This is a genomic window from Parageobacillus caldoxylosilyticus NBRC 107762, assembly GCF_000632715.1.
Classification (GTDB): domain Bacteria; phylum Bacillota; class Bacilli; order Bacillales; family Anoxybacillaceae; genus Saccharococcus; species Saccharococcus caldoxylosilyticus.
In genome coordinates this window covers 1-22,745 of sequence record NZ_BAWO01000034.1, presented here as the reverse complement: position 1 = coordinate 22,745, position 22,745 = coordinate 1, and the positions used below count along the sequence as shown (strand labels likewise).

Here is a 22,745-nt window from a genome sequence, read left to right as displayed (position 1 = left end):
GGAAGGGGTAGAAACGATGGAAGTAAAGCTTCACGATATCGGCGAAGGGATGACGGAAGCGGTTGTATTAACGTATCTCGTGCAAAAAGGTGACTATGTCAAGGCCGATCAGCCGCTCGTCGAAGTCCAAACAGATAAAATGGTGGCGGAAATCCCCGCTCCGGCGGAAGGAATCGTGCAAGACATTCTTGTACGCGAAGGGGAAACGATTGCGGTCGGCACGACGATTTTGACGTTGCAGACAAGCGCAGTGGTTCAGCCCAATCCCGCTTCTTCCTCCAATGCAGCAGAATCTTTCCGTTTGCCAAGCGCCAACGAGGAAACAGGCGGTTCCGTCCTGACGAAGAATATCCGCCGCGTGCTTGCCACGCCGTATACGCGCAAGATCGCCCGCGAACATGGCGTCAATTTGGAACAAATTGCAGGCACTGGTCCAGGCGGGCGCATTACGGATGAAGATGTATACCGCTTTATTGAGGCAAAGCAAACAAAAAGCGCAAGCAGTGCAGCGGCTCTTGAAGCGGCGCCGAAAAAAGAAAATTCGTCCGCGTCCGCCACATCGGTCCTTCCGTTTTGCGGACGCCGCAAACAAATCGCGAAAAAAATGGCGCAGTCGCTATATACGATTCCGCATTGCACCCATTTTGAAGAAGTCGATGTCACAGAACTCATTCGTTTCCGCGAAGAGCTGAAGCAGCATGACATCCACATTTCGGCAACGGCGTTTTTCATTAAAGCGCTGTCACTGTCATTAAAGCAGTTTCCGATTTTTAACGCGCGCCTTGACGAAGAGCGGGAAGAAATTCACTTATACGCCGAGCATCATATCGGCATTGCCGTCGACACCGAAGACGGCTTAATCGTACCAGTGATAAGGCATGTAGAAAGAAAATCGCTGCGGGAAATTCACGAAGAGGCGAAACAGCTTACGAAACGGGCTCAGGAAAACAAGCTGTCCGTTTCTGAAATCACGGGAAGCACCTTTACCATCAGCAACGTCGGCCCGCTTGGCGGAAGCATCGGCGCGACGCCGATCATCAACTATCCGGAAGTGGCGCTGATGGCGTTTCATAAAACGAAAAAACGGCCAATGGTGATGGAAAACGACGAGATCGCCGTCCGTTCGATGATGAACATCTCGATGTCGTTTGACCACCGTGTGGCTGACGGAGCGACAGCGGTCGCGTTTACGAACTATTTTGTGAGACTCATTGAAAATCCGAAACGAATGCTTATGGAGTTGGTGTAAATGGTCGTTGGAGAACTGGCACAGGAACGGGATGTCGTCATTATCGGCGGCGGGCCGGGCGGATATAGCGCGGCGATCCGCGCCGCCCAGCTCGGTTTGTCGGTCACATTGATAGAAGAAGGGGAACTTGGCGGCGTCTGTTTAAACAAAGGATGCATTCCGTCGAAAGTATTTGCCCATGCGGCGCAAAAGATGGCAGACATCCCGCATCTAAAAGACATCGGAATAGATTTAGAGAACACTGGCTTCCAGCTTGGCAAGCTGCAAAACTATAAAGCGAAAATCATCACTCAGCTCCGCCAGGGCGTCGAAGCGCTTTGCAAGGCCAACCGCATCGAGATCCTCCGCGGCCATGCCTCGTTTTTGGCGGAAGACCGCATCGGTGTTGAAGCGGGCGATGCTTTTGAAGTCTACCGTTTCCGGCATGCGATCATCGCTGTCGGCGCGTCGCACGTTTCGCCGCCGACCGTTTCCGTTGACCATGAACGGATATTAAACGTCGATTCCATCTATAGTTTAGAAACATTGCCCGGCCATTTGCTTGTATATGGGAACGACTATATCGCGCTCGAAGCAGCAATGAGCTTCCACGCGTTTGGTTCGCAAGTGTCAGTCATCAGCGATGACGGTACGTTTGGCTTGGACGACACCATTGCGAAAGAACTACAGCGCATATGGAAAAAACGAAAAATCAAACTGTATACACGATGCCAGATCGAACGGGCCGAATCCTCCCTCGACTGCGTTGCGGTCACGATCCGGACAGCAGAAGGAGAAACGGCCACCCTTGAAGGCTCCCATTTATTTGTTTCGTGCGAGAAAAAAGCAAATACCAATGGATTAGGCATTGAGCGGCTTGGCATGAAAACGGATGAAAACGGGTTTATCCAGGTCAACCGTCAGGCGCAAACATCCCTTTCCCATATTTATGCCATTGGCGATGTCACGGGCGCGCCATTTTTGGCCGTCAAAGCGATCAAGCAGGGAAAAGCGGCGGCGGAAGCGATCGCTGGGCAATTGGTGGAAGTCGATCTTACCTTTCTTCCAACTGTCGTCCATTCGATCCCGCCAATCGCCAGCGCCGGCCTGACAGAAACAGAAGCGCGCCGCCAGTACGGGGCGGTCCGCATCGGCGAATTTCCGCTCGCCGGAAACGGATATGCAAGCATCCTCGGGCAAAAGGACGGGGTCATCAAAGTGATCAGCGACGCCGCCACCGATGTCCTTCTGGGCGTGCACATCATCGGCGCCGGGGCGGTGGAGCTGATTTCCAGCGGAGTGCTCGGCTTGGAAATGGCCGCGCGCGAAGAGGACTTCCGCTTTCCGTTCTATCCGCACCCAAGCGGAAACGAAGCGCTGCTGGAGGCGATCGAAGCACTCCGCGCGCAGGCAATCCACCTGGCACCGGCAAAGCAAGGGAAAAAAGAAGACCATACAAAAGGAGTCACTATCTAGTAGCGGCACAAAAAGGATGTCTCGAAAAAGGTTTCGGGACATCCTTTTTCATCGGATTGGAAGGTACAACGTTAGGTTAGGAGATTTGATGAAGTTGTTTTCATAACGGAAGAGGCTTGGCAAGGGTAGAGATCGCGTACTTCGAACCCAGTCGTATCAAGGATTTCAAGCTTATTCCAATAAGATAGTATTTCATATGAAACGAGGGAGATGGGTAGGAAATCTTTTTTGTTTAGATAAGCAATAAGGGGACGATGATAGCAAATTAAAAGCACTCATAAAAGTTTGTACACTTTTATGGTGCTTCAGGCTGTCGATAAGCTGAAAAAATAATATTTATATTTTTTATAATATTATTTAAATTTTATAAAAATATATGTTAATATTTAAGAGAAAATACAGTATTACTTAAATAAAATTCAGTAATTCTAAAATAATTGACGTGGTATTGAAAGGAAGTTTAGTATGGATGAAATTCATAAGAAAATAAAGGACATACGATTAAGAAATGGTTTAACACTTAAGGAACTTAGTGAAAAAACAGACTTATCCATAAGTTTTTTATCCCAAGTTGAAAGAGGAACCTCTTCTTTGGCCATTACATCTTTAAAAAAGATTGCAGATGCATTAAATGTAAAGATCACGGAGTTTTTCGAAACTGAATCAAACGATAATTATCTTGTAAAAGTAGGACATCAAAAACCTTTTAAGATTGAGGGGTCTGATTTTACCTATGTGCGTTTAAGCGGTGAATTTAACGGAAGGGTACTTGAACCGATGCTTGTTACTTTAGCTCCCAACCAAAAACGAACTCAAACCTTCAATCATCCTGGTGAAGAGTTTTATTATGTGTTAAAAGGAGCTGCATTATTTAACGTGGATAACCAAGAGTATTTAATTCGCCAGGGGGATAGTTTGCATTTTCCTTCAACTTGTCCTCATTTTGTTGAAAATGTGCTTGACGAAGAAGCCGTCCTGCTTTGTGTATTGACCCCAGTTATTTTTTAACTGGTTTAGCAAATAACTCTTATAGGAAAGGTGGAGAATAATGAGAGTTGCAACAGATATTGGCGGAACTTTTACGGACTTAGTCTATGTTGATGATGATGGAAATTTTGGAGTAGCCAAAAGCCATACGACACCTCCAAATTTTGAACAAGGGGTTATTGATGTTATTCGAAAAAGCGGAATTAATCAGCAAGCCATTCGGACATTTATTCATGGCACTACCGTTATTATTAACGCTTTAACAGAAAGAAAAGGAGTAAAAACCGGGCTTATTACGACAAAAGGGTTTAGAGACGTTTTAGAAATTGCCAGAGGGAATCGTCCGGATCTCTTTAATCTTCGTTACAAAAAACCGGAACCTTTTGTGGAACGCTATCTCCGCCAAGAAGTGGAAGAGAGACTTAATTATAAAGGAGAAATTATTGTTCCACTAAATAAAGAACAAATTAAAGAAATCGTTTCTTATTTCAAAAAAGAAAAAGTCGAGGCGATTGCAGTTTCCTACCTTCATTCATACGTAAATCCAATTCATGAACAAGAAACGGTAGAAATCATTAAAGAACTTTGGCCTGATGTCGCTGTGACCGCCTCTCATGAAGTGACAAAAGAATGGCGTGAATATGAAAGAACGAACACCGCAGTTTTGAACTCCTATGTAAAGCCTATTGCCGCTTCTTATATTGACCGCTTACAATCGAAACTCATCGAAAATAAAACCAATAGTCAGAATTTTATTATGCAATCCAATGGCGGAACAACCACATTTAGTCAAGCTAAACAAACTCCGATTCATATGGTGGAATCTGGACCTGTAGCCGGGATTTACGGTGCTGCCGTTCTAGGAGAGATGATAGGGGAAAAGAATATTATTGCCTTTGATATCGGAGGAACTACGGCAAAATGTTCACTCATTAATAATGGTGAAGTGAAAGTAACAACCGATTACTATATCGAAAAAAATGAGCGGAGTGCTGGTTACCCGATTAAAGTCCCGGTTGTAGATATTGTCGAAATTGGTAATGGCGGTGGCTCTATTGCCTGGATTGATGAGGCCGGTTCTTTGAAGGTAGGACCGCAATCAGCCGGAGCTTTGCCAGGACCTGTTGCCTATGGGTTAGGAGGAACAGAACCGACAACAACGGATGCGAATCTAGTAACTGGGCGCCTATCTCCAGAAAATTTTGATTATAAAGTAGATTTAGAGAACGTGCGCAGAGCAATTAAAGAAAAAGTGGCTGATTATTACGGAATTTCTGTAGAGGAAGCGGCATTAGGAATCATAAGAATTGCGAATTCTAACATGCTTAATGCGCTAAAACTCATTTCTATTCGAAAAGGTTATAACCCGAGAGAATTTACACTTATTGCATTTGGTGGCGGAGGTTCTATGCATGCACCTGCTCTTGCTAAAGAATTAGGCGTGAAAAAAGTCATTGTTCCTGTCGCATCCTCTGTTTTCTCAGCTTGGGGAATGTTAATGACGGATCTTCGTCACGATTATATCCAAACGTATATTAAGAGACTAACGGATATTGATTTGACAGAAATCAACAAGGAATGGGCTAAGCTAGAATCAAGAGCCATTTCCCAATATAGCGAAGAGGGAATCGGAGAAGAAAATGTGTTATTTACGAGATTTGCAGATATGAGATATTTAGGGCAAGAACATACCGTTAAGGTACCTGTTCCAAATGGAGAATGGACAAGCGACACTCTAGAAGAGATCGCTCATCGATTCCATCAATTACATGAACAGCACTACACATTTAAGCTCGAAGATACACCTACTGAAATTGTAAATCTTCATTTAACAGCGTTTGGAAAAGTGAAAAAACCAGTTTTGAAAAAGATTCGAAAAACTGGAAGAAAAATAGAAAATGCTTTAAAAGAAATTCGCCCTGTATTTTACGAAGAAAAAGGCTGGCTTGATACGAAAGTTTATTACCGCCATTTATTGGAATCAGATATGGAAATTACAGGTCCAGCTATAGTTGAAGAGCCATCCGCTTCAACTGTTTTATATCCAGGCCAATCATTAACCGTTGATCAATATGGTAACTTAATCATTGATACGGGGGTGGAGTAATCGATGGTAAATGTAAAATCAAAAGTAGACCCGTTTACCCTTGAAATTGTAAAGGATTCATTAATTGCCATTGGGGAAGAGATGTTTTATGCATTAGCTAGAACCTCCATGAGCCCCATTATTTACGAGGTATTAGACTATGCAAGTGGCCTAACGGATGCAAAAGGCCAATTACTCACGCAAGGAAATGGTGTCACCGGTTTTATCGGAATGTTGTCGTTCATGGTAAAAGAAACATTGCGAAAGTTTGGCAAAGAAGAATTAAGACCGGGGGATATTATTATTATCAATGATCCTTATGGAGGGGGAGGGTCCCATCTATCAGATGTTGGGCTTGTCATGCCGATTTTTTACGATGGTGAACTTATCGCTTTCTCTGCCAATAAAGCACATTGGACAGAAGTGGGCGGAAAAGATCCCGGTTCGTTTAGCAATGATGCAGTGGAAATATTCCAGGAAGGGCTGCAATTCCCTTGCGTAAAGTTGTTTGAAGAAGGAAAAGTAAATCAGGCGCTTGTCGACATTATCCGATCGAATGTCAGATTTCCTGATTTATCACTAGGCGATATGTGGGCGCAAGTCGCAGCATTGCGAACAGGCGAAAAACGTGTACGCGAATTGTGTGACAAATATGGAAAGGATATTGTGTTAGCATCTATCGAACATTTGTTAGATCACGGTGAACAATTGGCACGGAAAGAGCTGAAAAAACTTCCAAAGGGGACTTTTGAAGCGGAAGATTATATTGATGACGATGGTTTTGGTAACGGACCATTTAAAATCAAAGTGAAAGTAACGATTACGGATGATGAATTTATTTGCGATTTTCGCGGAAGTCATCCACAAGTACCGGGCCCGATTAATTGCTCATATACAGCGCTAGTGTCTGCCGTACGAACGATATTTTTAGCTGTTACGAACCCATCTCAAGATGTAAATGATGGAGTTTTCCGCCCGCTGAAAGTGATTACGGATCCGCAATCAGTTTTATCGGCGGAGCGGCCAGCCCCTGTATCGATATATTGGGAAAGTATGTTAGCAGGTGCGGATTTAATTTGGAAAGCCTTAGCTCCGGTCGTTCCGCATCGTTTGCCTGCAGGGCATTTATTATCAGTTTGTGCGGTAGTACTAGCAGGAAAACATCCAGATACGAATGAACCATTTTTAATTGTGGAACCTTCTGTTGGTGGATGGGGAGCAGCGGAAGGGCAAGATGGCGCTCGTGGACAATTCTGTCTTGGTGACGGTGAAACGTATAACGTGCCGGTTGAAGTCGCTGAAACTCGTTATGGTGTCATGGTCGAAGAGTATGCTTTAAGAACAGACGGAGCTGGTGCAGGGGAATACATCGGTGGTTCAGGTGTCATTCGCTCCTATCGTGCTTTAACAGATAAGCAAATGGTATCTGTCACATTTGGGCGAAACAAATTTTTACCTTGGGGAATCAATGGCGGACATTCAGGATCTGCAAATGAATTTATTATCCAAAAAGCAAATGGAGAAGTAGACGGTCCTTATGGAATTTATCCGAGATATCCGCTTAACAAAGGGGATGTTGTCAAGTTAATGACAGCAACAGGGGGAGGTTACGGAAATCCTCTCGACCGTCCAGCTGAAAAAGTAGCAAGAGATGTAAAAAACGGATATTTCACCACAACCCAAGCGAAAGAAATATTTGGCGTCATTTTGAACCCTGATACTTTTGAAATAGAAGGATATACCCCTTTAAGAAGCGAGAGGATGAAATCAAAATGCAAGTCATCACAATGAAAGATTTACCAACAGAAGAGCAGACTTCTGTATTCCTTTGAAAGGTTTCTGAACAAAAAAACGTAAGCGGAAAAAATAGCCATGGGAAAAGTCGTCATTCCTTCGGGAGAACATGTGCCGCTAAATGGGGTTTCTAGCCATAAACAAAATGAATACTCCATTGTCATAAAAGGAAGTTTTATTGCTGAAAGTGGAGGAAAGCAGTATCGGATCAATGCAAGGGACGCCACTTTTATTCCAGCAGGGGGAAGAACATACGGCTTATAACGATCACAATGAAGTCTGTGAGATCGTGTGGGTATTAGTTGGCTAAAAAGGTTTAATGACAATTAGTTTTTGATACAAAGTCTTGTTATATATGTCTTCTTCTTGAAAGAGGCTTGCTCATGATGTTGGAGTTAGCCTCTTTTTATAAAGTAATCTTACATTTGCAATTTGCAAGTGAAAGAGCCGAAACAGAAAAAATCGAAATCTTAATTTTTGGTTAGAAAGCGACAAAAAACAAAGGGGATGAGAGAATGGAAGAAAAAGGGTTAAACAAATCCATCGAAAAAGATGAAGCATTTTCAGCCATTCCTTTAAGTGAAAGGCAACATTGGTTAACTCCTGCGATGATTTTTGGAGGGCTGGAATTTTCCATCCCTGTTCTAATGGTAGGCGCCATGCTAACAGCTAGTTTTGGGATTACTGAAATATTTTGGATTTTAATCGTCGCAATGATTGGGTTTCAATGGGTAGGGAATGCGATTCAAGGTTATATTGGAGCTAAGACAGGGAGATCTTCTTCTGTTATTGCGAGAACGAGTTTTGGTGCTCAACAAGCCCGTTTTATTGTCGGTTTAACCATTTTTGTCGTATCTGTTGGATGGTGGGCGGTACAGACGGCTGTTACTGGAAATGCGATTTCCGCCATGATTGGTATCGATTATAAACATGAATGGATTCCATGGGCAGTTGTAACCACAATAACGGGATTATTATTTGCGCTTCCGGCTATTTTAGGTTATTCTTCGATGAAATGGACAGATTATATTGCAGTTCCAGCGGGACTACTTTTAATTGCCGGGGGAATTTTCTATGCACTAAAAAATACAGGATGGCAGACTATTGCATCTTGGGATCCGAAACCTTCCATGACGTTTTCCGCTGCCGTTAGTTTAATTATTGGTGTTAATGTTTCGCAGTGGGTCATTTCATCTGATTACACCCGTTATGCTAAGCCGAAGATCAAGGATAATATATTGATCCCTCTGGGCATCATTGCTGTTGGCTTACCACTATTTTTTATCGGTGCTGTGATGTCTGTTGGTATAGGGGATGCAGATATCGTTAATGTAATGTTAAAGCTTGGTTTTCCTGTCTGGGGATTTTTAATTCTTTGGTTTGCTACTTGGACGAGTCAAATCGTCAATAACTATAGTATGGGACTTGCATTAGCTAATATGTTAAACGTAAATTCTGGGAGAGGAAGAGCATTATTAACTCTTTGTGGAACTATTATTTCTTTAGTGATTGCATTGGCAGGAATATTAGACTATTTTATGGATTTTCTATATATGACCGCTTTGATTTATCCGGCCATTGCAGGTGTTATGATGACGGACTTTTTCTTCATCCGTAAGCAACAGTGGGTAGACAATAAAGGCTGGAACTGGATGGCGACCATCGCTTTAGTCGCAGGTACATTACTCGGTTATTGTACACAATATGTACATCCAATTGGGCTGCCGGCCGTTCAATCTGTTATCGTATCTGGTTTTGTTTATTGGGTGGCTATGAAAATAAAAGCAAAGGTTGCCCCTGATAATTTTACAGATCCATTCAACAATACTTTAAAAACAGATGTAAATACAGATACGACTATTGTTTAATTTAGATAAAAGGGATAATGCATAAAATTTTTTGTAAAGCATTAGCTACTAGACCAAAAGAACAAGAGAGACCGAACTCATCGAAGACGTTCATCTGTTAGCTAGTATAGGCTGAATTGTTACGGGAGAGAAAAATGAAAACAAAGAAGCGTTCGAAATGTTTGTGAAGCTTTGTGAATTCGTTTGTTACCACATCTGTGTGCGGATGTGGTTTTTTATTGTACATCGGTCTATATTTTGCACAGTCCTACTCACAACATTTGGGCTTATCTTTTGCCGAAATTTCAATATAATGAACAGTAAGAGGAGTCTAGATTCCATCTAATGAGTATGATTGTTTGCACAATGGAATGAAGGAGCACTCCAGCATGATACTCAATGCCCGTTGTGTCCAAATCTTGAATATGTTGCTTAGTTCTTCTACTCACGTCACCGCAGACAAGCTGGCTCAGTCCTTGCAAGTATCAAGGCGAACGGTTTATTACGATATTCAAAAAATAAATGATTGGCTACGAAGTCAAGGCTTTTCGCAACTGAAACATGTGCGCGATCTCGGTTTTTATTTGGACGATCAAGTCAAAAAGCAAATGGCGCAAAAATGGCAAACGTTACAAACGATTCGACATTACGAGTATTCTTCGGAAGAAAGAAAAGCTTGGATTGGATTATTGATTTTTATTCGCAACCGTCCGATTTTTTTACACGACTTGTTAGAGAAAATGCAAGTCAGCCGAAGTACTTTATTGAATGATATCAAGGAACTCAAAACGGAATGGCAGTTGTTTCAGTTGCAATTAGCATTCCATCGTAAACAAGGATATTTCATTAAAGGTGAAGAAATGCAAAAACGGAAGGCAATCGTACATCATGTCGCACAGCTTTTGGCAACGGTTGGCTATGAACGTCTATGTTCTGAGTTGTTAGGCGGGCGCATATCATCTATCAACGATATTATTCGCCAATCAGAAGCATTTTCTTCCATTCGTTATACGAATGACGTTATTCAAACATTAACCATTTATCTTTCTATTTTTATAAGACGATGGATTCGTGGTAAATACATTCAAATGGATGAGCAGGAAAAAGAAGTGTTGCGATCGACTCGGGAATACAAAACGGCTCATTATATCATTACTCAAATTGAAAACGCTTTCCAAATCAATGTTCCTAAAGATGAAACTTGTTATCTCGCAACCTATCTTCTGGGTTCAAGAGTCACAGACGATAAGCAAATCGATCAAAGCAATGAAATCGCCATTTTAAAACAAATGGTCAAAAACATGGTCGATGATTTTCAAACGTACGCTTGTGTACAATTCAAACATCGTGAAGAGTTGAAAAAAAATTTATTGATTCATATGAAACCGGCTTATTACCGCTTAAAATATGGTCTTCATTTGCAAAATGAATTAACCCAATCTGTCAAAGCAAATTATCATGACATCTTTACTCTAACGAAAAAAGTTGTTCATCATGTGGAGAACGTCGTCGGTCAATCCGTAAGCGATGATGAAATTGCTTATATTGCAATGCATTTCGGTGGATGGCTTGACAGAGAGGGGGTATCTGTCCCGACACGGAAAAAAGCGCTCATTGTGTGCGAAAGCGGCATTGGTACATCAAGAATTTTACAAAAACAAATTGAAGAACTATTACCAACCGTTGATGTCATTGACATTATCTCGGTAAGAGAATATCGAGCTTATTCTTTGGAACATGTTGATTTTGTTGTTACAACCATTCCGTTACAACCGCGAGATGTTCCCGTTTATATGGTTCGTCCTATTTTAACCGCTGCGGATAAAATATTGCTTTTAAGAGAAACAAACGAACTATCCGAAACGAGAACTCTATCAGTCGAAGCATTATTGGAAATCGTTAAAAAACATGCAACGATCATTAATGAACAAGCGTTAATTCAAGAACTACACGAATATATTAGTCAAAGTCAAAGAAAGGAGATTTTTAAAAAACCGATGTTGAAAGATTTGCTTACAAAACATCACATTCAATTTGTTGAAGAGGTAGGTGATTGGAAAGAAGCGATTGTGCTTGCTGCTAAACCGTTATTGGATGGCGGTTATATTACAAACGAATATATTCAAGCGATGATTGACAATGTGATGACATTGGGACCTTACATCGTGATTGCACCAGGAGTGGCTTTGCCGCATGCCCGGCCGGAACAGGGAGTAAAGAAAATAGGGATGAGCTTTCTTAAAATCAAAAACGGTTGTCTATTCTCGGAAAAAGAAGAACACCGGGTATATGTTTTAATCGTTTTAGCTGCCATTGATAATGAAACACATTTAAAAGCGCTATCACAACTGACAAAATTGTTATCAGACAAAGAAAATATGCGTGTATTATTCTCGACCAATTCGGTAGAAGAAGTACTCACATTAATCGAAGCATATTCTCATTAAAATAAGAGTTCAAACCAAGGAGGTACAAAAAAATGAAAAAAATTCTCGTCGTTTGCGGAAATGGACTTGGAAGCAGTTTTATCATCGAAATGAATGTCAAAAACGTGTTAAAAGAGCTGGGAATTGAAGCCGAAGTTTCTCATACTGATTTAGCCACAAGCAAAACAGAAAAAGCCGATTTATATTTAGGGGCAAAAGATTTAGTGGAAGTACTGGATGACGGCACGCGCAATGTGGCCAAACTGACAAATATTCTTGACCTTGATGAACTAAGATTCGTGCTACAGAAACATTTGTAATAGAAATAAGCAGGCGACCGCCTGCATAAAAGAAAAAACTTTCCCTTTTATTAGAAGTATACGAAAGAATGAGAAAACAAGAAAGAGATTTTTAGATAGAAAAAAATGATATTCCTAAAGCTTATGAATAAATAGGGGGCACATGTGCGATGTTTGATTTCATTATGAAAGATATATTAGGTTCGCCGGCGATTTTGGTCGGATTGTTTGCGTTCCTTGGTCTGTTGTTGCAAAAGAAAAGTTTTCCTGATATCGTTTCCGGCACGTTAAAGACGATTATGGGATTTGTTATTCTCGGCGGCGGCGCCAACATTTTAATCGGCTCGTTAAACGTTTTCGGGAAAATGTTTGAAAAAGCGTTCCATATTAAAGGGGTGATTCCGAACAACGAAGCGATTGTTGCCATTGCTCAACAAACGTTTGGAAAAGAAACAGCAATGATAATGCTATTCGGAATGGTTGTCAATATTCTTATCGCACGATTTACTCGTTTTAAATATATTTTCTTAACCGGGCATCATACGTTATTTATGGCCTGCTTGATTTCCGCTGTATTTGCTACTGGTGGGGTTACTGGTATTCCGCTTGTCATCATTGGTTCTGTTATTCTTGGAAGTTTGATGGTGTTGATGCCGGCGATTTTGCAACCGTATATGCGAGAAATAACGGGAACGGACCAAATCGCTTTAGGCCATTTTGGCTCGATCGGCTATTTTACTTCCGCATGGATCGGAAAGCGGCTTGGAAACAAAGCGCAATCCACTGAGGATATTAAAGTGCCGAAATCATTAGGATTCCTTCGCGATACATCCGTGGCGATGTCATTGACAATGGTTCTGTTATTCTTTATTGTTGCCCCATTTGCCGGAAAGCAGTTTATAGAGAAAGAGTTAAGCGGCGGCGTGAACTTCCTTGTCTTCTCCCTTATGCAAGGAATTACGTTCGCCGCAGGGGTATACGTTGTATTAGCGGGAGTACGGATGCTTATTGCTGAAATTGTTCCAGCATTCAAGGGGATTGCGGATAAAGTGGTGCAAGACGCCAAGCCGGCGCTTGATTGTCCGGCCGTATTTCCATACGCTCCGAACGCCGTCATCGTCGGTTTTTTATCCAGTTTTGCCGCGGGGATTATTTCGATGTTTATCTTGCCGCTCGTCGGCTTAAAAGTGATTGTTCCTGGGCTAATTCCGCACTTTTTCACCGGAGCCGCTGCCGGCGTATTCGGCAACGCCACAGGCGGCAGACGCGGCGCCATTTTCGGAGCATTTGCCAACGGAATTTTAATTTCCTTCTTACCAGCGCTCTTACTACCAGTACTCGGCTCGCTAGGATTTGAAGGAACGACGTTCGGAGATTCGGATTTTGGGATTGTGGGGATTTTGTTGGGGTATTTGATTAAGTTGTTTTCATGATGGAAGAAGAGTACCCCTACCTTGACAGAGTAGGGATCGCGCATTCGAGTCGCGTGGGAATCATGAATTCAAGAGTCCTCAATCCATATCAAGGAATTGAGGACTTTCATTTATTCTTCGATACCGTTCTTCAGCAAGGAAATAAAGGACGAGATGGAAGAATGGGAAGGTATGATCGTGTCAATCACTTGGACGGTTTGTTTATTTCGGATTTAAGTTTGGCAGTTCTTGTGGAAAACCTATCACCGGCTTGTACAACATGATTGACCGAGTTCTATTAAACTAAGGTAATTTCCGAAGGAACTTTGACATGTTTCACATAACAGAAATAATAGATAGGGAAAAAGTCCTCATTGTCATCTGGGAAAACAGGAATATATCATGATTTATCCTTATTTTCCTTGTGTTACCATTTAGATAGTGTGTGAATGGGGGAGAGGAAATCCAGGTGTTGTCTTTCTTGGAATCGATCGAAAAAGAAGTGAAACGCAGGGCCTACGAGACGATGAGCTATTGTCTCCAGTCTTATCAGGGGCAGGTCGAAGAAACGAGCGAGGAATTTGATCATGGCTTACATTCCTTTTACCACGTGAATGATGAATATGTTTCACATTGTCAAGGAGAGCCGAGGGAAGCGTCTGAGGCGATATACGGGGACTTGCGGCCAATCGAATCACATATTGATGCGGCCGCAGACGATCTTCTTCATGAAATAAGCAGGGGAATCGCCCGAATACAGCGAAAGATAGAGGAGTTATCATGACAACCATTCAAATCAAACCAGAGGAGCTGGAAGCGGTAGCAAAACATGTCCCCGATGCGGAAGACGCCTGTCAGCGCGCGCGAACCTCGCTTTCCTGGGAACTTCCCTCTTTAGTGATGGAGATTCCAGGAATCGGCTCTGATGCCATCCATGAGCTCAAAGACGAGCTTGTTTATTGGCTCCAGATCTATGAAGAAAAGCTGAATGAAGCGGAGGAACTGCTGTATCGAACAGCCGCGGCAATAAGACAGGCAGACCAAACGCTTGCCGATAACATGACAGAATTCGGTCTGGAGCTTCTTGGCTGGTATGACTTGCAGCGATTGTTTGGAGAATACGATCCAATCACCGGGGAACGGATTTCAGCAGGAGACCGCTGGCTGGCGGGAGGAATGCTATTGTTGTCCGTCATTCCTCCAGCCAAAGGAGCAGGCGTCGCCGGCAAAGCGGGGATCAAAGGAGCGAAAGCGGCAGAAACAGCAGCGGATGTTTCCGAATTAGTCTCGCAAACGAAACATGTTCTCCGCTATGATAAAGTTATGCCTGCCCTTCAAGCGGCGTATCTCCAAGTGGTAAAAGCGCCGATTACCCAAACGATCCGTTCGTTCAAAAGGCAATGGGAGAACCTTCTCGAAAATGTTGGCTCTGTCCTGCAGGGACCGCAGCCAGCCTTGGCAGAAATCGGTCCGGCCCGCGGTGTATGGATGAGTGGAGCTGAGAGGGAAGCAAAAGAAACGATGATGAACATAATTGGAAAAACTGGGGATAAGGTGGTTGGTAAGGGGACGGGTAATGCTAGACCGTCTTGGAGACAATCAGAAATTGACATAGGAAAAGAATATCCAGAATATAGTGCTCAAAAATCTTTTAAAAACGGAAAAGAAGTACCTTATGGAACCAAAGGAAGCTCAAGACCAGATTATTATAAAGAAGGATTTAGTATAGAAGTAAAAAATTATAAAATTATTACCCCAGAAGGTAGAAGCAGATTAGTAAACAATATTTCTACTCAATTTGAAAAGCGATTAGGTGATTTACCGAGAGGTACTAAACAAACTGTTATTATCGATATACGGGGACAAAATGTATCGGAAGAAATACTAGATGATTTGTATGATAAAATAATGAAAAAAACAAATGGTAAAGTAAATATTAGATTTAAAACTAATGAGTGAGGTGACAGAATGGCTGTAGGTTTTAAAGTAAAATATTATTGGTATCCAATTGGGCATGGTGACTTTTTACATTCGTTTTTTTCAACAGTAAGCTATCATTTAGAGCCAAATGGTTGGGGAACAAAGTATCCTCTTTTATTAAACAAACTATATAATGGCAAACTTGAGTATAAATATATTAAAGATGCTATTAAAGAAATAGATGAAATTCAAGAAAGTTTGAAAAATTACAGTCCATCACAAGTCATTTGGGATATTGAAGACCTTTCCAAAACACCACCATGGGGAGATAATATAAGTGATGAAATTACAGACTTATCTAACTATTTTGTTACAAGTGATGGAGAAGATTTAATAACTATTTTAAAAAAAGCCTTAAATAAGGCCTTAAAAGTAAAGTCAGACATTGAAATAGAAAGTATTTAAGTCCCTTTGCGGCTTATGCTTGTTTTGATAGTTGTGATCCTTGATCAGAGTGATAAATCAACCTAGGTGGAGGTTGACGCTTCCAAACAGCTTTCTCTAATGCTTGTATCGCGAATTGATGATTCATCCGTTCACTGATGGCCTATCCGACAATTCTTCGAGAAAACAAATCCATTATGGAAAACAGCGCTAGGCACTGTTCGCCAAGTATGATTCTGCTACGGTTGGCCAAGTTTTACAAAGCATTTTCATGAAGAAAATATTAAGACCGAATTAGATTTAAGCCACGATATCGTTCGCGTAGAAGCTCGTAGCTGAAAAGCCGATTCGCACTTAGGACATGTTTTTAATGACGGATCAGCATCGACAGGGCTTCGCTATTGTATCCATTCAGCAGCGTTGAGAAGATCTTGAAAAAGAAGGATATGGGTAGTATTTTACATTGTTTGAAAAAGAAAACCGCTAAACGGCGTCCGTTTAGCGGTTTTACATTTTTTTCGATCGTTGTTAATACTATTTTGGTGAACAAACGCATTTTGAGGGTGTTGGTGTTCGTTTAACTTGCTTGTTTCGCCGTTTTATCTTTTTGTTTGGTTGTAAGACTCCAATAAACAGGAATTCCGGATAACGTGATTAACACGGAAAGAAAAGCATCGAGCGGCTGATGGATGACGGTGCTTCCAATAATGTAAAGCGCTCCTGCGATCGCGACAATTGGCGTTACAGGATATAAAGGCACTTTATATAACGAATGATCGGGCTTTTGATTTTTCCGCAACAAAAACACGGCGTAAAACGCTAAGCCGTAAAATGAGAAAACGCTAAAAATGGCGATATCTGTCAAGCGATCTGGGCTGGTCATTAGCATCATCGCCACAGCGATCGCTGCTTGTAAGACGGTTGCTTGAACAGGAGTGTGAAACGTCGGATGAACGCGCGAGAAGAAACGGGCGCCAGGGAACAGCCTGTCTTCTGCCATCGCAAACGGCATGCGTGGGAATGTTAAAATTTTTCCATTCAAACAGCCGAAAATAGAAATTAAAATACCGATCGCAACCATTTTTCCGCCTACACCGCCAAATAGTAGCGCCGCAGCTTCTTTTGCGGCGTTCGGGCCAAGCTCGACAATTTTACTTGCAGGAAGAACGTGAAGGAGCGCGATATTGACGGCTAAGTAGCAAAGCATGACAATGACAATTCCAGTAATAATGGCTTTTGGCAACGTTTTTGCTGGATTTTTCATTTCGCCTGCCACAAACCCGACGTTCATCCAGCCGTCGTACGCCCAAAGCGTCGCTAACACAGCAGCCCCCATGCTGATCGCTTGGCTGCTTTCGCTTTTCATTCCGAATACAGGCACATCTCCTTGAAACATTCCAAACACAATAATAAGGAAGATTGGAAGCAGTTTTGCTAATGTTAACAAGCTTTGAACTGCACCGCCGTATTGTGTTCCTAGCATGTTAATGAGCGCAAGAAAAAGAACGGCTAAAATTCCGATCCATGTTTCCGTCTGCTTTGAAAAACCAAACACCCCTGCAAATAGCGAACCAAAGTATAATCCGAGCGCTCCGATCACCGCTGGGCCGTAGATAATCGTTTGCACCCATCCGCATAAAAAGCCCCAAAACTTTCCGTACACCTTTTCTACATAAACATACAGTCCTCCGGTTTTCGGAATTTTTACGCTCATTTCCGCGATCGTCAACCCGCTCGCTAATGTAATAATGCCGCCGATGATCCATGCCCATAGGGCCATTGTCGAGTCGCCGGCGGCGGCGATGACAACGCCTGGTTTCACGAAAATGCCGGAACCGATGACCGTGCCGATGACTAAAGATGTTGCGGCGATAAAGCCGATGCTTTTTCTTAATTCAGCATGCCTCATGGTGTTCACCTCAAAAGGACAAATGTTTTTCTTATGAGTACTGGATCATTATAACATAGGATTTAAGTAAATTTCTATTTTTTGAAAATTAAAATATTATAGATTTCACTTCATTTCTTGACATGAACGGGTTTTTTTGTACACGATGAAACATGTGACAATTTTCATGATATAAGTAGTATAATAAAAATCTACAACGAATGATGTAGGGAGTCGCGGGAAATGAATTGGATACGGTCACGTATTTTTTGGAAAATTTATATCATTAATTTAGCCGTTATTTTTGCTTTGCTAGCTTTAATGTTTATGATTGCTCGGATGTATTTGCCTGAAATCACCAAAGAGCAATATCGGCACATGACGGATAAAACCGTTTTGAGAATGAAAGAACAAATTGTTCAAATTGGCGAGGATTTAAATAAGTTTGAGCAATACGTGCAAAACGATCCACATTTTCGGGTGAATGATGCCAAGCAATGGTCAGAAGGGCTTGAACGTATTATTGAAATTTCTCCTTATATTGATGGCGCTACAGTATTAGATTCGCACGGATATGTGAAAGGTTTTTATCCGAATGACCTGAGCCGTCTATTAAACTATAACTTAAGTAAGCGTGAATATTTCCAACAAGCGTTGCAAACGAAAAGAGCTTACTTCAGCGATGTTGTTTCCGCGGATACGGGACGTTATTTGCTTGTCATTTCTGTACCTGTTTTAAATGAACGGAATGAAGTGGAGAGAGTCGTCAACTTATCGATGCGAATTAAACAAAATAAGCTATTTCGATCCATTGTTCAAAGTTTTCGAATTGGGGAGCACGGCTATACGTTCATCGTCGATCGCAATGGGAACATTATTTCTCATCCATCGAAAAAACGAATTGGCGATCATGTCGCTGAAAACGCTATTGTGCAAAAATTGCTCCGAGGACAATCGGGTTATGAAGAAGTCGTCAATACGGAAGGGGCAAAGATGCTTGCTTCCTATGCGTACATTCCGATTTTGCAATGGGGGGTTGTTGCGCAAGTCCCTGCTTCGGAAATTTATAAACCTTATGCGCTGTTTGAAAAGGCGCTTTGGCTTGCTTCTATTGCGGCATTTTTCATTTTATCGCTTTTAACGGCGCTCTATGCCCGGCAAATTGTCCATCCGATTCGCCGGTTGTGTGATGTGGCGGAAGAGGTCGCCAAAGGGAAAAAACATGTTCGCGCAGATGAAACCGATCCAACGGAAATTGGCTTGCTCGCAAAACGCTTCAATTACATGATTGATTCTATTCAACAGTCGGAAGAACTGTTGCGAAAATCGGAAAAACTAGCGGTTGTCGGTGAATTGGCGGCGGGGGTTGCCCACGAAATCCGCAACCCATTAACATCGCTGAAAGGGTTTATCCAGCTTTTAAAAGAGGGAGAACGCAATCAGATGTATTTCGATATTATTGAAGCGGAATTAGAGCGATTGAACGAAATTGTCGACGAGTTTTTATTGCTTGGAAAGCCGAATCCAGTAAAAAAGGCATACCATCATGTATCGGACATGCTGCAACATGTGATGAAGCTTCTTGAAGGGCAAGCGCTATTGCATCATGTGACCGTTCAATATTCCATTGATGAACAACTTCCTCCGCTTTATTGTGATGAAAATCAATTGAAACAAGTGTTTATCAACATCATCAAAAACGCAATCGAAGCGATGCCAAATGGCGGAATGTTACGGATCGAAGCGAAACCGCAGCTAGATTCTGTTCTTATTTGCATCACAGACGAAGGCTGCGGCATTCCGAAAGAGCGAATGGCTACGCTCGGTGAACCGTTCTACAGTACAAAAGAAAAAGGGACAGGACTAGGGCTAATGGTGAGTTTTAAAATCGTGGAAGCGCATGGTGGCAAAATGGAAATTCATAGTGAAGAAGGAAAAGGAACGACCGTGTGTTTGCTTTTTCCCATTTCCTCAAAGCAGGAGGGCTGAGTGAAAAGATCAGTCCTCTTGCTTTTTTAATTCCTCCTCACACACCAAAAATTTGATGTGGACATTGACACTGCGAATTTAGATGAAATGTTTGCGAATTCGATTATGGCCAATGTGGTTTTTTTGTTCATCAGTTCCTATTTTGCACAGTTCTCTGTTTGCTTGAAATGGAATTTGAAAGTGTTTCGACAACAACATGTATATCTAAGTAATTTAGAGCAAATATTAATAATTGTTACCAATCCAAAGGAGGTCATGATCATGAATGTACAACGAGCAAAAGAAATTGCCGCTTCACCAGTTATGGCTCATGTAACCTATAATGGGGTGCCTATCTATATTGAACAGGTCGATGAGGAAAATGGAACAGCGACAATCCATCCCCTTGATCAACCAGAGAATAAACAAAATGTTTCTGTATCTAGCTTAAAAGAACATTGAAATAATTTTCCAGCGGCGCTTCAAGAATTGAATTTGTGATCAAGGAAGTAGTTTGTCGCAGTCTAGATCGGATTGGAAATGGTGTTAAACTTCAGTTTGCTGATGGTATCAATGTAATGATGCTGCTGTAGATGGTGTATTAGGATTAAAAAATAATTTGACGTCTGGCCTCTTAAGCTGGGCGTTTTTTATTTTCCTGTTAAAATTGACCGCCATATGAAACAAACGAACGGTCTGAAACGAGAACTCGATCGGCCGGAGCATGATTGGAAATCGTTAAACAACATGCAGCGGTCATAAATGAACAGCATTAATTTAAGAACTGCACGAATATATTAAGGAAAGGGGATTTTAAAAGAAAACGATGCTGAAAGATTTGTTTACAAAATATCATATTCAATTCGTTGGTTGATGGTTTGGTTATCTTTACCATGCAGAAAATTTCACGTTTTTTGTAACCTTGATCAGAAAACAACCGGATTGTCAAGTACATTTTGTGGTGAAGAGTCCATCATATTTCTAAACAAATTACATAAACACACCGCTTTTAATCAATTTTTTATTAATGGAAAAATTATCTTTCAATTGCAATTTCAATGGACTTTTCAGGGGCAAGCTCACTAAAATCATCTGAAGTGTAAATGAAGCAGAAATAACAAATTTAACTTTGTCAAATCCTTCAGGGCTATCATCTATATCAGCAGATGAGTTGGATCATGTAGTGAAGTCATACGAAGAAAAGCTTGCTCTATTGGAAACAGAGCTTGAAAAGATACGGAAAGAACAGCTATATATTAGCAGTGAAGAAAAGCAAAAACGACGTGAATTTTCTCAACCCCGGTCGGCATTGCCGTGCTCCAAGGACAGTATACGATTCCTTGGGGGGAAATTTCAGCGGCGACGGTTGTCGTTACGATTCCGCTTGTCATCATGGTGCTCCTGTTCTAGCGCCGCATTGCGTCCGGGCTGACGAGCGGTTCGGTGAAAGAATAATGGAAAAGCCAAAAAGGATGCCGTTGTGTATGCATCCTTTTTTGATTAGGCGTGGGGGCATTGATTCGAAACACGAAACGGCGAATACACCGTTCTATCGGTGGCTCGTCATTCATATGCTAATGACAGACGCCGGAAAAGAGAGCGTTTTCAAAGAAAAGGTTTATCTAAAATATACAGAATTTCTTAAAATTAATTCCACTGCGTACTTGAAAGGGGGTGGGAGTGGATTGACTTTTTTGACGCCAAGTTAGGAGGTGATCCAAGTTGCGTTTTGACCGCCCTTTTGAAGCGTATGCCGTAGGTGAGCGCCATCGTTCGCGTGGGCGGACGATCACCGAGACGGACATTGTGCAGTTTGCCGGCGTTTCGGGTGATTTTTATCCGTTACATATGGACCGGGAATACGCGCAGCGGACGCAGTTTGGCGAACGCATCGCCCACGGGATGCTGACGATGTCGGCGGCGACTGGGCTGTGGGTGATGGAGCCGGGCATGGTTCTCGCTTTTTACGGCATTGATTCGCTTCGTTTCGTCCGCCCGGTGAAAATCGGCGATACGATTTACGTCGAATCGGAAGTGAAGCAACTGACGGAACGGGGCGAAGCGGCGGGGCTGGTCACGGTGCATCAACGCGTTGTCAATCAACATGGGGAAACGGTCGTCGACGCGATTGTGCACGTGCTTGTCGCCCGTGAAGGTAATGGATGAACGGATTCCACCATGAGGGGAATCGTCGTCAAGGATGTGATCCATAGCGGACGGCAGAGCCGCTCCCGATGAAAAACAAGGCACTATAATTCATTTTTCCGCTTAGTGATGATGGTCAAAAGGAGAAGGAGGGTTGCTCATGGCGATATCGATGCTCGATCCGGCCGAATTAAAGCGCCATCAACTGCTTTAACTGTTTTTACAGCTTCTTCAGGACTTAACACATCTGCATCCAATACTTCACCATTTTTTAGCTTAGCAATTAATTCTTCTGCTTTTTCAGGTGAAACTCCCATTTCAATTTGTCTTTGCTTAATAAGATCATAGTCTTTCTTGGTGTATGTAACTGCATGCTGTTTTGTGTTGTCAGCTTGAATTGTCTTTGCCTCAGTGATGCCGGTACTTGAAAATGCTAGCCCCAATGCAATGGCTATTGGTAATAATTCGTTTAATTTCTTAATTTTTACCCCCATCCCCCTTATTGTAATTTAAACTATATTATACAATATTTTTAATTGTTTACAAATACATTTTGATTACAATGTAAGTGCATTTAATATTTTCCTTCTTTCTTGGACTTGCTAAAAAATCTAAATGCCATAAAAACTAGTATGATAGAAACTAAAATAATAAGAATTGAAGCTCCTTGGAAGAGAAAATCACCAACTTTCATTTTTGATCACCTCCATATTTTGGTTTAATTTACAATATTGTAACAAATATTATAACATGTTAAATTCAATTGGTCATTAATTTGTCGGAATTTCCTGTCTTATTTTAGAAATAATAAAAGCCACCGCAATC

19 protein-coding genes and 2 pseudogenes are annotated in these 22,745 nt (G+C 41.9%); 19 read left to right on the top strand and 2 right to left on the bottom strand.

Features of this window, described 5'->3' with window-relative positions:
- Positions 1 to 16 precede the first annotated feature (16 nt).
- The 15 genes and pseudogenes from GCA01S_RS10780 to GCA01S_RS19870 form a co-directional block, all read left to right on the top strand.
- Complete coding sequence (locus tag GCA01S_RS10780) at positions 17 to 1,249, top strand: dihydrolipoamide acetyltransferase family protein (protein ID WP_042409859.1); 1,233 nt, start codon at positions 17 to 19, stop codon at positions 1,247 to 1,249.
- On the top strand, positions 1,250 to 2,704 hold the full coding sequence (gene lpdA, locus GCA01S_RS10775) for a dihydrolipoyl dehydrogenase (RefSeq protein WP_042409856.1): 1,455 nt from the start codon (positions 1,250 to 1,252) through the stop codon (positions 2,702 to 2,704).
- Positions 2,705 to 3,169: 465 nt separating this feature from the next.
- A complete protein-coding gene (locus GCA01S_RS10770) occupies positions 3,170 to 3,712 on the top strand; it encodes a helix-turn-helix domain-containing protein (protein ID WP_042409853.1) in 543 nt (180 codons plus the stop codon).
- 40 nt (positions 3,713 to 3,752) lie between these two features.
- Positions 3,753 to 5,798: a hydantoinase/oxoprolinase family protein gene (locus GCA01S_RS10765; RefSeq protein WP_042409850.1), complete on the top strand. Its 2,046-nt coding sequence runs from the start codon at positions 3,753 to 3,755 to the stop codon at positions 5,796 to 5,798.
- Between the two features lie 3 nt (positions 5,799 to 5,801).
- Positions 5,802 to 7,568 (top strand): hydantoinase B/oxoprolinase family protein, encoded by a 1,767-nt coding sequence (locus GCA01S_RS10760; RefSeq protein ID WP_042409848.1) that lies wholly within the window; start codon positions 5,802 to 5,804, stop codon positions 7,566 to 7,568.
- A gap of 81 nt (positions 7,569 to 7,649) precedes the next feature.
- Positions 7,650 to 7,835: a cupin domain-containing protein gene (locus GCA01S_RS19875; protein ID WP_052510036.1), complete on the top strand. Its 186-nt coding sequence runs from the start codon at positions 7,650 to 7,652 to the stop codon at positions 7,833 to 7,835.
- Between the two features lie 251 nt (positions 7,836 to 8,086).
- Positions 8,087 to 9,439, top strand: coding sequence for a purine-cytosine permease family protein (locus tag GCA01S_RS10750; RefSeq protein WP_042409846.1), 1,353 nt, complete (start codon positions 8,087 to 8,089; stop codon positions 9,437 to 9,439).
- Positions 9,440 to 9,807: 368 nt separating this feature from the next.
- Positions 9,808 to 11,865, top strand: coding sequence for a BglG family transcription antiterminator (locus tag GCA01S_RS10745; protein WP_042409844.1), 2,058 nt, complete (start codon positions 9,808 to 9,810; stop codon positions 11,863 to 11,865).
- 32 nt (positions 11,866 to 11,897) lie between these two features.
- Positions 11,898 to 12,164, top strand: coding sequence for a PTS sugar transporter subunit IIB (locus GCA01S_RS10740; RefSeq protein ID WP_042409841.1), 267 nt, complete (start codon positions 11,898 to 11,900; stop codon positions 12,162 to 12,164).
- A 149-nt stretch (positions 12,165 to 12,313) separates the two neighbouring features.
- Complete coding sequence (locus GCA01S_RS10735; protein WP_042409838.1) at positions 12,314 to 13,576, top strand: PTS ascorbate transporter subunit IIC; 1,263 nt, start codon at positions 12,314 to 12,316, stop codon at positions 13,574 to 13,576.
- A 62-nt stretch (positions 13,577 to 13,638) separates the two neighbouring features.
- Positions 13,639 to 13,839, top strand: a complete 201-nt coding sequence (locus GCA01S_RS10730; protein ID WP_155835569.1) for a hypothetical protein — start codon at positions 13,639 to 13,641, stop codon at positions 13,837 to 13,839.
- A 185-nt stretch (positions 13,840 to 14,024) separates the two neighbouring features.
- A complete protein-coding gene (locus GCA01S_RS10725; protein WP_042409834.1) occupies positions 14,025 to 14,339 on the top strand; it encodes a hypothetical protein in 315 nt (104 codons plus the stop codon).
- The gene (locus GCA01S_RS10720) at positions 14,336 to 15,514 is read left to right on the top strand and encodes a pre-toxin TG domain-containing protein (RefSeq protein WP_042409831.1); all 1,179 of its coding nucleotides are present in this window, start codon (positions 14,336 to 14,338) and stop codon (positions 15,512 to 15,514) included. Before GCA01S_RS10725 ends, GCA01S_RS10720 begins: the two co-directional genes overlap by 4 nt.
- Before the next feature lie 9 nt (positions 15,515 to 15,523).
- Entirely contained in the window at positions 15,524 to 15,940 is a 417-nt protein-coding gene (locus GCA01S_RS10715) for an immunity 70 family protein (protein WP_003251423.1), read from the top strand.
- 222 nt (positions 15,941 to 16,162) lie between these two features.
- Positions 16,163 to 16,373: pseudogene (locus GCA01S_RS19870) on the top strand (peptide-methionine (R)-S-oxide reductase); the annotation flags it as partial.
- Positions 16,374 to 16,496: 123 nt separating this feature from the next.
- On the opposite strand, the gene GCA01S_RS10710 reads toward GCA01S_RS19870, so the two are convergent.
- A complete protein-coding gene (locus GCA01S_RS10710; protein WP_042409828.1) occupies positions 16,497 to 17,828 on the bottom strand; it encodes an APC family permease in 1,332 nt (443 codons plus the stop codon).
- Positions 17,829 to 18,050: 222 nt separating this feature from the next.
- On the opposite strand from GCA01S_RS10710, the gene GCA01S_RS10705 reads away from it, so the two are divergent.
- From GCA01S_RS10705 to GCA01S_RS10690, 4 genes and pseudogenes are all read left to right on the top strand, one after another.
- Positions 18,051 to 19,796: an ATP-binding protein gene (locus GCA01S_RS10705; protein WP_042409824.1), complete on the top strand. Its 1,746-nt coding sequence runs from the start codon at positions 18,051 to 18,053 to the stop codon at positions 19,794 to 19,796.
- A 261-nt stretch (positions 19,797 to 20,057) separates the two neighbouring features.
- Entirely contained in the window at positions 20,058 to 20,237 is a 180-nt protein-coding gene (locus tag GCA01S_RS10700; RefSeq protein WP_042409821.1) for a small acid-soluble spore protein H, read from the top strand.
- A gap of 831 nt (positions 20,238 to 21,068) precedes the next feature.
- A pseudogene (locus GCA01S_RS20140) lies at positions 21,069 to 21,185 on the top strand (carbohydrate ABC transporter permease); the annotation flags it as partial.
- Between the two features lie 312 nt (positions 21,186 to 21,497).
- Positions 21,498 to 21,941, top strand: coding sequence for a MaoC/PaaZ C-terminal domain-containing protein (locus GCA01S_RS10690; protein ID WP_042409818.1), 444 nt, complete (start codon positions 21,498 to 21,500; stop codon positions 21,939 to 21,941).
- Positions 21,942 to 22,078: 137 nt separating this feature from the next.
- Here the strand turns inward: GCA01S_RS10690 and GCA01S_RS10685 are convergent, their stop codons facing one another.
- Positions 22,079 to 22,414, bottom strand: coding sequence for a hypothetical protein (locus GCA01S_RS10685; RefSeq protein WP_042409816.1), 336 nt, complete (start codon positions 22,412 to 22,414; stop codon positions 22,079 to 22,081).
- Positions 22,415 to 22,745 lie beyond the last annotated feature (331 nt).

Excerpts from the sequence above, each read along its gene's own strand:
- lpdA (WP_042409856.1), top strand. The coding sequence starts at position 1,250 with ATGGTCGTTGGAGAACTGGCACAGGAACGGGATGTCGTCATTATCGGC.
- GCA01S_RS10735 (WP_042409838.1), top strand. The coding sequence starts at position 12,314 with ATGTTTGATTTCATTATGAAAGATATATTAGGTTCGCCGGCGATTTTG.
- GCA01S_RS10705 (WP_042409824.1), top strand. The coding sequence starts at position 18,051 with ATGAATTGGATACGGTCACGTATTTTTTGGAAAATTTATATCATTAAT.
- GCA01S_RS10765 (WP_042409850.1), top strand. The coding sequence starts at position 3,753 with ATGAGAGTTGCAACAGATATTGGCGGAACTTTTACGGACTTAGTCTAT.
- GCA01S_RS10780 (WP_042409859.1), top strand. The coding sequence starts at position 17 with ATGGAAGTAAAGCTTCACGATATCGGCGAAGGGATGACGGAAGCGGTT.
- GCA01S_RS10720 (WP_042409831.1), top strand. The coding sequence starts at position 14,336 with ATGACAACCATTCAAATCAAACCAGAGGAGCTGGAAGCGGTAGCAAAA.
- GCA01S_RS10770 (WP_042409853.1), top strand. The coding sequence starts at position 3,170 with ATGGATGAAATTCATAAGAAAATAAAGGACATACGATTAAGAAATGGT.
- GCA01S_RS10740 (WP_042409841.1), top strand. The coding sequence starts at position 11,898 with ATGAAAAAAATTCTCGTCGTTTGCGGAAATGGACTTGGAAGCAGTTTT.
- GCA01S_RS10730 (WP_155835569.1), top strand. The coding sequence starts at position 13,639 with ATGAATTCAAGAGTCCTCAATCCATATCAAGGAATTGAGGACTTTCAT.
- GCA01S_RS10710 (WP_042409828.1), bottom strand. The coding sequence starts at position 17,828 with ATGAGGCATGCTGAATTAAGAAAAAGCATCGGCTTTATCGCCGCAACA.
- GCA01S_RS10745 (WP_042409844.1), top strand. The coding sequence starts at position 9,808 with ATGATACTCAATGCCCGTTGTGTCCAAATCTTGAATATGTTGCTTAGT.
- GCA01S_RS10760 (WP_042409848.1), top strand. The coding sequence starts at position 5,802 with ATGGTAAATGTAAAATCAAAAGTAGACCCGTTTACCCTTGAAATTGTA.
- GCA01S_RS10700 (WP_042409821.1), top strand. The coding sequence starts at position 20,058 with ATGAATGTACAACGAGCAAAAGAAATTGCCGCTTCACCAGTTATGGCT.
- GCA01S_RS19875 (WP_052510036.1), top strand. The coding sequence starts at position 7,650 with ATGGGAAAAGTCGTCATTCCTTCGGGAGAACATGTGCCGCTAAATGGG.
- GCA01S_RS10685 (WP_042409816.1), bottom strand. The coding sequence starts at position 22,414 with ATGGGGGTAAAAATTAAGAAATTAAACGAATTATTACCAATAGCCATT.
- GCA01S_RS10750 (WP_042409846.1), top strand. The coding sequence starts at position 8,087 with ATGGAAGAAAAAGGGTTAAACAAATCCATCGAAAAAGATGAAGCATTT.
- GCA01S_RS10715 (WP_003251423.1), top strand. The coding sequence starts at position 15,524 with ATGGCTGTAGGTTTTAAAGTAAAATATTATTGGTATCCAATTGGGCAT.